Raw genomic sequence first — 13,058 nt, forward strand, 5'->3', positions numbered from 1 at the left:
TATTCAATCCGTCCTGTCACCAGTCGCAGTCGCCCCAATCGCAGCGGATCGCCCCGTCGCAAACGCTGCTTGGAAATTGTAACCGCCAATCCATCCGTCGACGTCCAGTACTTCGCCCGCGATGAAAAGGTCATCAACGATTCGGCTAGCCATCGTGCGCGGATCGACTTCCTTGAGCGCCACGCCGCCAGCGGTCACTTCTGCTTTGGCAAACCCGCGGGTTCCGTTGACGGGCATGTGCAACCGCTTCGTGTTTTCGATCCAACGCTGCATCACCGCGGCGGGCAACTCGGCAATCGACACATTGCCTCCGGACTGTACCGCCAATGCATCGACCAATCGGCCGGGCAACCATTGTGAAAAAACCGTTGCAACTTTTCGTCGCCCGCCGTCTCCGCTGCGATCCGAAAGCACCGCCTCCAATTCAGAAACGGGTACGCCGGGCAACAAATCCAACGTCAGCTGAACGTCTTTCAACGAAGACGCGGCCGTGATCGTTCCACTGACATCCATGGCTGCCGGTCCCGAAAAACCAAAGTGAGTGAACAACCAACTTGATCGTCGTTCGATCAGAGGTTTCTTCTTTGCCTTTGCCCCCACGGATCTCACGCTGGCAACGCAGTCGTCTAACGTGATCCCTGACAATTCTTTGGTCCACGCGTGTCCTCCGACCAGTGGCACCAGCGCCGGACGCGTCGTCACAATCGTGTGCCCCAGCTTTTTCAGCCAGGCGTAGGCGTCGCCGGTTGTGCCGCAACCTGGCCAGCTTCGACCTCCTGCGGTGACAATGACCCGGTCGGCTTGCAGCGTTTCGTGTTCGGTAACCACGTGCCAAATGTTGTTTTCGCGTGTCACCGACTGAACTGGCGACTGCAAGCGAATCTCCGTCCCACTGCGCACCACGGCATTGTGCAATGCATCACGGACATCAATGGCACGATTGGACTCCGGAAAAATCTTTCCGCTGACCTCCCTTTTCGTCGGGACGCCAAGCCTATTGAACATTTCCACGACGTCTCTGGGTGGAAAACTACCGACGCTTTTCTGCAAAAATCGCTTCGCGTGACCGAACGAGTCAGTGATCCCGCGAGCGTCAGTGTCATGCGTCAAATTGCACCGTGTGCCACCTGACATCAGGATCTTGACACCAGTCTTGGTGTTTTTTTCCAGCAAAATCACCGAAGCGCCGCGGCGAGCAGCCTCGGCGGCTGCCACCATTCCTGCCGCTCCGGCACCGATCACGATTATCCGTAGAGGCTGCAAATCTCAGATCCTTACCAAGTACGAATTGTCGCAAGGCCCCATTGGAAGCATTTGTTCACTGGCCCGGGTCAACTTCTGATGACAATGTGGAGCATAGCAGTGATTGGATTTCCGAGCGATTAGGCACTGAGCCCGAAACACGCGATCCAGCTGGCTTGCTCGGAGATTCCTGAAATCAAAACACTAGCGAACGGAAATCACTCGAAGCCACTCGCCGGTGTTATCGGAAGCGGTCTTTATACAGCGATGAACGCACGGGAAGGATGTGTGTTCGATTTACAACACAACACGTAGAACCCGGGATGGACTATCTCATGTCGACCATCATCGAAAAATCATTAAGACAGGCTCCCGCTGCTAGTTCGGATCGGAAAGCCTCGTCAGAAAAAACTTCTGCGTTTTCATTTTCACAAGCTCGCACGTTGATCGGCGATCTGAACCGGCCCAACGCAAAAATTTACTGGTTCGATTTTCTGACTTCCGTTTCTGTCGCTCATCTTTGTGCGGCGGCATTGATCGATGGCGTACGGCGGGCCTTCGACGCGGGCGGATTGCCAAACTCTCCGCTCGCCATCGCCGGAGGTGTTTTCTGTTGCGGCATCGCCGTGATTCTTTACATGCGGGCTGCGATGTTTATTCACGAACTTGTCCATTTGCCCAAGGAAGGTTTTGGTGCATTTCGCATCGCTTACAACGCTCTGTTCGGTTGTCTCTTTCTGGTTCCTTCGTTTCTTTACTATCCGCACGTCGATCACCATCGCCGCAAGCACTACGGAACCAAACACGATGGGGAATATTTGCCGCTCAGTCACACCAGCCGTTGGGTCATCGTCGGATTTATTGTGCAAGCTTTGATCATTCCCTTCCTAGCCATCGCGAGGTTCTTGATCATTTCGCCGCTTTGTTGGCTTTTTCCCGGCGCACGGCCCTACGTCCATCGGCATGCGTCAACGATGTTGGTCGATCCCAGCTACGAACGCACAGACGCTTCACCACGCGTGATGCGAATGGTCATCCTGCAAGAAGCGGGCTGCTTCGTGGTTACTTTCCTGCTGGTATTCGGTCATCGAATCTTTCTTGGCGAATGGTTTGATCCTGCCTGGATCGCTATCTACGCGATTTCGCTGGGAGTGCTGACACTCAATGGAGTTCGCACGCTGGGGGCACATCGCTGGACGCACGAAGGCGAAGAAATGAGTTTCCAAGATCAACTGCTCGACTCAGTCAACTATCCGCATTGCCCTTGGATTAGCGAACTCTGGGGCCCCACCGGAACACGGTATCACGCGCTGCACCACTTGTTTCCACGACTGCCGTATCACAATTTAGCCAAAGCCCATCGCCGCTTGGTGGAAGGACTGCCTGACGATTCACCGTATCATCAAACGATCGCGCCAAGTCTGACCAGCGAGATCATCGCGTTATGGAACCGAGCGGGCAGACGCGTCGTGGACGCAGTGAGCGCGGCCAAGCCCGGCTGAACCAGCAGCTTTTCAAATTGCAGGGCGACAACCTTGGCTATCCGCTGACGACTTCGCCACTCGCTTGCGCCAGGATGTCGGTTTGATCGCAAGTCAGATAGTCTTGGGCTGCTTTCGAAACCGCATCGACGGTTAGTCCACGCAATTTTCCAAGCGTGTCGTCGATGCTGACGTATTCGTTGTGAGTCAACCAACGGCTCCCCAAACTGAACAGCCGGCTGCTGGACCGTTCGCTCTGCATGATGCAGCCCGCAGCCGCTTTGTTGATCACTTGGTCAAGCTCTTCCTGATCGACGCCGTTATTGACGACGCCCTGCATGATATCGTCAAAAATCTTGACGTTGTCCGCCATCTCATCGGGCGCACAAACCAAATAGTTGAACCAAGCCCCTGTGTCGGTGAACTCTTGTGGCCACAGCGTGGCGACTTCGGCTCGTCCCGTGTCAATCAATTCCCAAAACAAACGGCTGCCGCCATCATCGCCCAGCAACGTCGCCAACGCCCGCGCCGCATATCGATCATCTGATCCGGAACTCGGCCCGTGCCCAATTCGCACGAGGTAAGCCTGGGACGCATCTGCAATCGCCAGCTGACGATCCAGCTGAATACCTACGGGAACCGTCGCCGGGTCATCGGCAACGGGTTCGCCGCCGTTCGGTCGCTGCGACCATGTCGTTGTCTTCTCTTGAGCAGCAGCAACCAATCCATCAAAATCCACATTGCCGGTTGCGGCCAACACGATGTTCTCCGGGCGATAGCGACGATTGAAATACGCTCGCATTCGCTGGGCCGTCACACTTTGAATCGATTCGGACGTACCGAGCACACGTCGCCCAAGACCTCGTGGGCCAAAGTAGACTTCCAAAGAACGTTCAAACGCGCCAAACGGTGGCTGATCTTCGTACTTGGCGATCTCTTCCAAGATCACTTGCCGCTCGGTTTCAAATTCGCCCTCATCCAGCGCCGGCCCCATCATGTCGGTCAGCAAATCGATCAATCGATCTTGAAACTTTGGTAGCACAGTGGCGTAGTAAACCGTTTGCTCTTCGCTCGTGTACGCGTTGCCTTGGCCGCCCAATTCGTCCAGTTCACGATTGACGTCTGCGGCGCTGCGGCGATCGGTTCCCTTGAACATCATGTGTTCCAGGAAGTGACTGAGTCCGGATTCAGCGTCGACTTCGTTACGCGAACCCGCGTGAACAAAGTATCCCAGCGAAGACGAATACGCTCGCGAGTCGATCTCGGCTGCGATTCGCAATCCGTTGGGCAAAGTGGTTTGTCGAAATTCTGACATGTGCGTTATTTGGCAATCTTGTTAGTAGTCAGGGCCGATGGTCCCAGGGTGACCAAACGGAAATTGGCGGGCGGATTGGCTGTCCAATAATCTCGCACACTCTCAAGTGTCAGCGATTCGATCTTGGATTCCAACTCTTCGGTCGTCATCGCCCGCCCAAGCTGGTAGTGGTCGGACACCAACGAAGCTGCTCGCGAAGCACTCGATTCTTGCTCCATGATCAGACCGCTTTCGATGCGTACCTTCCATCGATCCAGCTCGGCGTCACTCAGGTCATCGGTCAAGTGATCGATTTCATGAAGCGTCACGTCCAGAGTTTCTTGAGCCCGTTCGGGCGTCGTGCCTGCGTAGCCAAACACTCCTGCGCCGTTTTTCAGCGAGTTGCAACTGGCAACCACCGTGTAGCAAAGACCGCGTTGCTCGCGGACGCGATCAAACAACCGGCTGCTCATCCCGTCGCTCAAGATCCCCACGCCGGCACGCATTCGGAAATAGTCTTCGTGGCCGTAGGGGATTGAATCAAAAGAAAACGCAATGTGCGTCTGGCTCGACTGCGATTCGATGAATTCGTACTTACTCTGTCCGCTAGGCTGAACCTGATTGGAATCAGGCTCCGCTTTCCAGTCGCCAAACGCCTGTTGAATGACATCGGTGACTCGCTGCACATCGACTTTGCCTGCGATGCCAAGGATTGCACCGGACGCTTGATACTTGTTGGTAAAGAACTCGCGCACGTCATCCTGCGTGAGCGCGGTAACCGACTCCATCGTGCCTTGATTGCTGCGGCCCAATCGATTGCCATAATGCAATTCACGCAATCGGCGCATGACACGCTGGGTTGGCTCGTCTTCGGTCGCTCGCAATTCTTGGATCATCATCATCCGCGCGTCGTCCAGCTGATCCGCTGGCAAGTGCGGCTGACGCACGATACTGGAGTACAACTGCAACGCGTCGTGCAATGATTCGGCCGGCATCGCTGCACCAAACGATGCCATCGCGCTCGACACACCACAGCTACGATCCATCCCCAAGTTATCTTGGACCGCAACCAGATCACGACTGCTGTAGTGTCCTGCACCTCGCTGGACCATTTCGCAAGTCAGCGAGGAAAGGCCCGCCTTGGATTCGGCCTCCTGCTGCACGCCGGCAGGAATTGCCAACGAAAAGGCAGCTGTTCGCAGCCAGGGCATGTTCTGAATCAGAACCGTCATGCCGTTGGGAAGCGTCTGGGTGTGGATCAAGGATGATTCGGCGGTGATGGTCATGGAAATTTATCGTCAAACTGAAAGTAGGCCGGCGACGCCGCTCGCGGGGCAATTCTTGCATCGCAAGAAAACAGGATGGTGCCGGCGGCAAAACGCCAGAGTGCCCTGCGAACGGCGTCGCAGGGCTACGATGGGTGCCGAAGTTAGACGCCGCCGATCGTGACAACGTCGACCGTTTTTACACGACCAACCAAAGTGTGACAGCTAGCATCGTCGATCTGGATATCCAAAAACTGGCCAGCCTGCCGGCGGTTGCCGTCAAAGGCCACGATGCGGTCACGATGCGTTCGTCCGATCATCTGCACGACCGGTGAATCATCATCGCCGTCACGCAGACTCTTTTTGCTGGGTCCTTCCACCAATACTCGAACCGTCTCGCCAACCAGTTTCAGGTTATCTTCTTTGGCGACTTTATCCTGCATCGCCAACAGTTCGTTATTGCGACGGGCTTTGACTTCACGAGGAATGTCGTCTTCCAATCGCTCGGATGCTTTCGTGCCTGGACGGACACTGTACTGGAAAATGAAACTGTTCTTAAAGCGACAACGCTCAATCAGCTTGACTGACTTCTGGAAATCCTCTTCCGTTTCGCCGCAGAATCCAACGATAAAATCGCTGCTGACCGTCGCGTGCGGAAGAATGGTTTCGATTCGCTCAAACATCTCCATGTAGTCGGCGATCGTGTAACCACGTTTCATACGTTTGAGCACTGCATCAGAACCGCTTTGCGCAGGCACGTGCAGGTAAGGAGAAACTTTTGGCAAGTCACGAATCGTTGTCAGTAAACGCTCCGTCATGTCCTTGGGATAGTTCGTTACAAACTTGATGCGTTCGATCCCGCTGACGTCGTGCAGCTGTTCCAACAAACTGGCCATGTCCGTTGTTGTGTCGCCGTCGATGTGCTTGTAACTGTTGACTGTCTGACCGAGCAACGTGATCTCTTTGCAACCTTGATCGGCAAGGATGGTCGCTTCCGAAAGAATCTGGTCCGGCGCGCGACCTTGTTCGGGTCCGCGCGTGTTGGGCACGACGCAATAGGTGCAAAACTTGTCGCAACCGATCTGGATACGCAAGTAAGCTTGAAACGGAGTCGGACGCATCGCAGGGTCACGAAGCGGATCAAATGTTTCGTGGCTGCGCGCGATCGTCAGTTGCGAACCGCCTTTACGCGAAAGCGACACGGCCATTTGTCGGCCTTCGCCGGTTTGCACTTTTTCCAACAGTCCCGGAATCGTGTGGAGCTGACCAGGACCTACGATAAGATCGACGTAGGGTGCACGCTTAAAAATGATCTCTTGGTCCTTCTGAGCCATGCAGCCCATGATGCCGATGATCTTGTCGGGATTTTGTTTCTTGGCCTGCTTGAGTTTCCCCAGCGCGCTGTAGACCTTTTCCTCCGCATGCTCGCGCACGCTGCAAGTGTTGTACAAAACGCAGTCGGCTTCTCTGGGCGTTTCAACAACCGTGTAGCCGTGACGCTTCAAGTCAGCGACAACCATCTCACTGTCCAAGACATTCATCTGGCAGCCGACAGTCTTGATGTAAACTTTTTTATTCATCGTTGGATCGAGGCCGTTGTGGAAACCACGGTGCGATAATTCATTGAACCGCTAGAATTCATTGAGCCACTGGCGTCAGCCACGGGCCCTGCCGATCTTGCCATCGCGTGTGGCCAGCGCCAGCCGCTCATGGAGAACAATCGGATCGCACAAGATACCTGCCATGCCCCTATCCACGGTAGGGTCGATGCCCGGAAATAAGGCATTTTGCAGAGACGATCAGCCTTCTAGCGGCGGCATTTCGCCGCCTAAGAAGTAATCATTTAAAAACGCTTTCCGATCGCCCATTTCCGCAGCCAACTGCACCATCGCGTACAACCGCTGCTGGTCCCTGCGTTTCTTGTCAGCCAACGCGTCGGCGTCCTGAAAATAGTCTGGCAGCGGTGAGATGATGTCAAAACAATTATTGGGCCGTGGTCCAGCAATCACACCGTATCGGTCTAGCATCGCAATCGCGGTGGCCAGTCGATGATCGTGCTTGCTGCGTTTTTGCAATCTTCCGTTCAACCAGTCCAGCCCAAACGCTTCGCACTGATCGCGATGCTCGCGAATGGTCTGGTAGACACGTGTGTAAAAATCCGCGTCGGGATTGGACCATTCGATAAACTGCATCTGCGTCATCAAGTCGGCTTGATCGTACAACCACAAACAAAGACTCGGTTTGTTGTCACGCCCCGCTCGGCCAATCTCTTGATAGTACGACTCGATCGATCCGGGTGTCTCGGCGTGCACAACAACGCGAATGTCATCCTTGTCGACGCCCATGCCAAAAGCCGGGGTGGCTAGCACCAAGTCGGCATCGCCGACCATAAAATCATCTTGCACTCGTCGGCGAACGTTTCGCGGAAGATCGCCGTGGTAGCAAACATGATCGATTCGATCCGACAACAATCGATCGCTAAATCGTTGCAGCGTTTTGATCAACGAAAAATAGACGATCACGCTGCCACCGGAGTACTCAGGATGCGCGATCGCTTGACGAATCGCAGACGCTTTCATGTCTTCGTCGATGACAGGCTCAACTTCCAAGTGCAGATTGGGCCGGTCGATTCCTTCATGGAATAGTCGAATATCGGCTGGCTCAATTCCCAGCTGACGATAGATATCCTCGCGGCACTCAGCAGTGGCGGTCGCAGTCAACGCAATCGTGGTTGGATTTCCCAACGAAGCACGAATGTCTGCCAACCGCGAATAGTCGGGGCGAAAGTCATGGCCCCACTGGCTGACACAGTGCGCCTCATCCACCGCAAGCAGTTTGACCTCCCGTCCAGCAATCGCGCTCAGAAATTCTGGCTTGCGAAACCGCTCGGGCGTCACATACAGCAACCGATAACGCCCGTCACTCACCTCACGATAACGCTGCAGACGTGTCTCGCGATCAAGCGACGAATTGATGAACGCCGCATCGATGCCTCGCCGAACGAGCGAGTCAACTTGGTCCTGCATCAATGCAATCAGCGGCGACAGCACCAGGACTAACTGGCGGCTATCGTCAGCAATCGTCAACGCCGGAATCTGGTAACAAAGCGACTTGCCCATCCCCGTCGGCATGACGACCATGGCGTGCTGATCGCCAAGCACATGATCAATCACCTCTCCCTGACAGTGACGAAACGAATCGTAGCCAAACGATTCGCGGAGAAGTTGGATTGGGTCAGGCATGAGCTCAGGCAGTTGAAACTTAGATCGCTGGCCGGTTAGCTTAGCGATCGCGTTTCCTGCTGAGAATAGACTCACTGTGCACGCATGACTCCGATTCAATCGGAGTCAACAAGATCCATGCGAGCGAGGCCAGACCACGGCTTTCAACCTCGTGATCCCGAGCATTAATACTGTTCCAGCAGGTATTTCAGCATGTCGCCGGAAGTCACAATGCCGACAACTTCTCCGTCGTCGACGACGGGAAGACTGTGAAAATCGCTGTCGACAAGAATCTCGGCTGCTTCGCGAACCGATGCCTGTGACGTGATCGTTTTTGGATCGGGCGTCATGACTTCTTCGACACTGGTGGTTCGGTCCAGCACTTCATAGACATTTTGTTTCGCATGAACGCCGAACGAATCCGCAAAGCTGACTCGCATCAAGTCTGTGTAGCTGAGCATGCCGCGCAAATTCGATCCTTCGACAACAGGGAGGTGATGAATATTGCACTCGCTGAAGATTTTCCCAACCTCCGATAGCGACGTGTTCAAGTTGATCGTTTGCAGGTCACGTGTCATGACGTGGGTGATTGGTTCGTTCTTCTTCAGACGCGACATGGAAATTTCTTTGTAAGTGTGGTGTGCATTGTTGCATCAATGGTGTGACGTTCTCACCTAGCCGATGTATCTGCAAAGCCCGTGCCCCGAAACGGATGACACAGATTCGCACACGCAATTACCCGAATCATCTGCGTCGGGGCCAATAAACGATGCGTTTCGCGATCTTGTGCGCGACAATCGGGTCGTGAAACCGCGCCGGGGTTTCATATGGGACGCAGCTACTGAGACACGAACGCACACGTGTGTCACCAAGAGTCTTTTGCCCTGGCAAAGCAGCTCGCAGTACAGCAACAGTCAGCGTGATCTGAATTTCAATGTGTTAGAGATGGACGCGACATCTAACCCAAAAGCGACTGCAGATCATCGGCGGTTAGGTCGCTGATCAGGCTCTTGTCCTGCGAGATAATGGCGTCGGCGAGATCCCGTTTGCTAGTTTGTAATTCGACAATCTTTTCTTCGACGCTGTCATTGCAAATCAGTCGATACGCGTTGACGCTGTTGGTTTGGCCGATGCGATGGGCGCGGTCGATCGCTTGAGCTTCGACGGCAGGGTTCCACCAGGGATCGAGGATAAAGACATACTGAGCCGCAGTGAGATTCAGTCCGGTTCCACCCGCTTTGAGGCTGATCAAAAACAACTGACAATGTTCGTCGGTTTGGAAATGCTTGACTCGTTCTGCTCGCTTTCTGGTTTTGCCGTCGAGATATTCGTAATTCCAAGCACGTGCATCAATGTCATCGCGGAGCAAACGGAGCAGTGAAGTGAACTGTGAAAAGACCAGAGCTTTATGCCCTTTGCCGGTGATTTCTTCCAGCTGGTCCATCAACAGATCCATTTTTGCGCCCCGTACATTGCAGTCGGGTTTGACCAAACGCGGGTCGCAAGACGCTTGGCGAAGCCGTAGCAAGGCTTCCAGAACGTGAATCTTGGATCGTTTCAAACCGAGTTCTTCGACCTTCTTGCTTAAGTGAACTCGGTAATGCTCCCGAAGTTCGTCGTACAGCTTCCGCTGCGGCTTGGACATATCACAAGCCAGCGTTTGTTCGACTTTGTCCGGCAAATCCTTCAGCACTTGTTTCTTGGTACGACGCAGAATAAACGGGCGCAGTGACTCCCCGATCTGCCCAATTCGCTTGCGATCTTCTTGGTCGTCCAACTGCGGTAACCGCGATGTCATCCCGCCGTTGAGCATGCCGGGATTCAGAAAATCAAACAACGACCAAAGATCACCCAAGTGATTTTCGACCGGTGTTCCCGTCATGGCCAAACGATGATCGCCTTTGAGCAATCGAGTGGCTTTGGACGCAAGGCTACTGGGATTCTTGATCGCCTGAGCTTCATCCAAGATCACGTAGTCAAACTCGTTCTTACTCAGCAGGCCAGTGTCATTTCGCAGCGTGCCGTACGTCGTCAGCAGTAAATGAGGTTCGCTGCCGCGTTTGTGTTCGTCCAAGTACCGCGAGCGCCGATCCGTACCGGTGTAATTGAACACGCGCAGCCTGGGCGTAAACTTGGCTGCTTCTTCGATCCAATTGCCAATCAAACTCTTTGGCACGACGCAGATTGATGGCTTGCGAACTTCGCCTTTGGGAACGCGGCGGGTGCGACGTTTCTCCAAAAGTGCCAAAACCTGGATCGTTTTCCCCAATCCCATGTCATCGGCCAAGCAACCGCCGAAACCAAACTTCTGAAGAAACTGAAACCAGCCTAGCCCATCACGCTGGTACTCTCGCAGCGTCCCCGAAAACGTCGGGGGTGCATCGGCGGGCTTGATCCCCTCGAATGACTTGAGCTGCCGAATGAACGACTTAAAATTGCGATCGCCCTTCACATTGTCCTGTTCGGCCAGCATCGCATCAAGCAACAGTGCTTGCGTCCGATGAAAGCGAATCGAATCGTCACACTGCTGGCCGCAGGATTCGATACTGACGAATTTCTGCAACCATTGCTCTGGCAACATTCCTTGTGAACCATCATCCAGCACCACGCTGCGGTGGCCGGCTTTGAGTGCTTTGAGCAACTCTGGCAGCGATGCCGAGACACCGTCAAAGTCAGCGCTGGCGTCCAAGTCGAACCAGTCGACGCCCGAGACAACATCGATGTTGAAATCGGTCGCGATACGGACCGGCGCTCCGTCAGCAGTGATTTGCCAACCAGCCGCCTGGAGCGTTTCGACAAGGTACAAAAAATCTTCGGGAGGTACGGTAAGCGATTGCTGAAACCCATCACCGGAGAAATCAAAACGATCTACCGGAACGCTTTGAAGGCTCTTCAATTCGGACGCCATATCGCGGTGGTGAATCGCTTGGTCGCTGGCGTCAAACCACCATCGCCTGAGCGAGTCGAATGCGACAACGACGTCGCCATAGCGGGCGGACAATGAAGCATCGAATGCGTTTGCGTAGCGTTCGTGCTGGACGAGTGAACAACATGGGACGGGAGGATCAAATTTCTCGGCAATCCCGAACACCGGATCCATCACCAGCGGTGTTTGCGATGCGGTGTCGCTCAGATCACGCAGCACCGTTTTGATACTCCGTTTGGGCGCGGTGACCACGCCAACACTTTGCCACACGCGAAGCTGTGCTGCTTGCATGGGCGGCACGGTAACCAGGCGTGTCTTGACCGTGGTGGGCCTAGATCTGTCGAGAGCATAATCATCAAGACGGACAGGTGCCTGATCATCAACCTGCAACAACGCACAGCCGATTTCGGATACCCAGATCACGCGATCGACGCTCACCGATTCCGTGCCACAGCAAAGCGTCGGAACAACATCAAACTGACTTTTGCTGGTAGCGTTGGGCGAAAGTTGCAGCACCAGCTCCCAAGGAGAATCGACGTCAGTTTGGCTAATCGGCTGAGCGTCTTCGAAGTGTTGACGCGACTCGCCCAGTTTCCAAGCCAGCCGCGCCGTGCCCTGCAATGTCTTGAGCGAAGTCGCCACCATCGTCGATTCGACTGAAAAGACACGTGCGCCGCCGCGACGGTAGTACGAGTTGTACTGGTTTTCTTCGATCGGAACCAACACGCTGATCGCTGCCCGATCGCGCGGGCAGGTGACTTCGGCTAAGTCTGTTTGCTCCAATTCAACACCGACAGGGCAACTCCAACGTCCATCATGCTTGCGAGTGCTTCGCATAACCGACAGATTCAGGCCGGTCTGGTTTGCCGCCTCCGACACCGAGATCACGAACCAATGCTGAGATTCGCTAGGAGCATTATCAAAATCATCCGCGCGTCGGATTCCGCGAGCATCAACCGGGCTGGCTGATGCAATCCGCTGTAGCTTTGCCTTCCAATCGGGCACCCGAGACTTGGGCTTGGCAGGTTGCGCAAGAGCGGTGGTCGAAGGGACGGCTTGCTGGCGTGTTGCTTTGTGATGAGAGGGAGCCGCTCGATTCCAAGGTTCCTTGGGCGTGCCCGTTTCGATCTCGTCGGGATCAACAGGATACAGCTCCAGACGCCCCAGGCCGGACATGGCCAGATCATACTGCCGGTCGACCTTGCAGATGGTTGCCCAAAGATGTTTGCAGTTTTGAACGGCATCAAATCGCGGACAATCACAGTGGGCCCCGAGGACACCGTCGCGGATTTCGCTGAAATCGACGCCTACGAAATACGACTCTTTGTAAGATCCTTCGGCGTGGGCAAACACACCAAGATCACCCACTCGCTTGATCTCGATCTTCTCAAGCATGGCGGCACTGCTACCGCGTTGACGATCATCGGCGCCGAATTCGTGTCGGCAGATTTCAGCTAACGTCATGTTAGGCTCCGGGCGGCATTGGATATTCGTGGCAGTCAATATCCTTAGTGTGCGATCATCGCTGTGTGCGATATCCACGATGTCTTGTACAGGCAACCAAATTGTGATGGTTGCTGCGATCATCGTCCAGTTCGAATCGCGGGAGTCTTGTCCCGAAAGTCCTGC

The 13,058-nt window shown here is 54.6% G+C and carries 8 protein-coding genes; 1 reads left to right on the forward strand and 7 read right to left on the reverse strand.

The annotated features are described in order from the left end of the window. Positions 1–3: 3 nt before the first annotated feature. On the reverse strand, positions 4–1,218 hold the full coding sequence (locus K239x_RS27125) for a BaiN/RdsA family NAD(P)/FAD-dependent oxidoreductase (RefSeq protein WP_145422611.1): 1,215 nt from the start codon (positions 1,216–1,218) through the stop codon (positions 4–6). A 359-nt stretch (positions 1,219–1,577) separates the two neighbouring features. Between K239x_RS27125 and K239x_RS27130 the strand changes: the two genes are divergently transcribed. Then, on the forward strand, positions 1,578–2,744 hold the full coding sequence (locus K239x_RS27130) for a fatty acid desaturase family protein (RefSeq protein WP_145421510.1): 1,167 nt from the start codon (positions 1,578–1,580) through the stop codon (positions 2,742–2,744). Between the two features lie 37 nt (positions 2,745–2,781). Here the strand turns inward: K239x_RS27130 and K239x_RS27135 are convergent, their stop codons facing one another. From K239x_RS27135 to K239x_RS27160, 6 genes are all read right to left on the reverse strand, one after another. After that, the gene (locus K239x_RS27135) at positions 2,782–4,038 is read right to left on the reverse strand and encodes a M16 family metallopeptidase (protein ID WP_145421512.1); all 1,257 of its coding nucleotides are present in this window, start codon (positions 4,036–4,038) and stop codon (positions 2,782–2,784) included. Between the two features lie 5 nt (positions 4,039–4,043). After that, positions 4,044–5,303, reverse strand: a complete 1,260-nt coding sequence (locus K239x_RS27140; RefSeq protein WP_145421514.1) for a M16 family metallopeptidase — start codon at positions 5,301–5,303, stop codon at positions 4,044–4,046. A 143-nt stretch (positions 5,304–5,446) separates the two neighbouring features. Then, the gene (gene miaB / locus K239x_RS27145) at positions 5,447–6,862 is read right to left on the reverse strand and encodes a tRNA (N6-isopentenyl adenosine(37)-C2)-methylthiotransferase MiaB (RefSeq protein ID WP_145421516.1); all 1,416 of its coding nucleotides are present in this window, start codon (positions 6,860–6,862) and stop codon (positions 5,447–5,449) included. A gap of 219 nt (positions 6,863–7,081) precedes the next feature. Beyond that, the gene (locus K239x_RS27150; protein WP_145421518.1) at positions 7,082–8,524 is read right to left on the reverse strand and encodes a RecQ family ATP-dependent DNA helicase; all 1,443 of its coding nucleotides are present in this window, start codon (positions 8,522–8,524) and stop codon (positions 7,082–7,084) included. Between the two features lie 164 nt (positions 8,525–8,688). Beyond that, positions 8,689–9,120 carry a CBS domain-containing protein gene (locus K239x_RS27155; protein WP_145421520.1) on the reverse strand — a complete coding sequence of 144 codons (432 nt, stop codon included), beginning with the start codon at positions 9,118–9,120 and terminating at the stop codon, positions 8,689–8,691. Positions 9,121–9,461: 341 nt separating this feature from the next. After that, entirely contained in the window at positions 9,462–12,893 is a 3,432-nt protein-coding gene (locus K239x_RS27160) for a DEAD/DEAH box helicase (RefSeq protein WP_419189448.1), read from the reverse strand. Positions 12,894–13,058 lie beyond the last annotated feature (165 nt).

The organism is Stieleria marina (genome assembly GCA_007741555.1).
Lineage (GTDB): Bacteria > Planctomycetota > Planctomycetia > Pirellulales > Pirellulaceae > K23-9.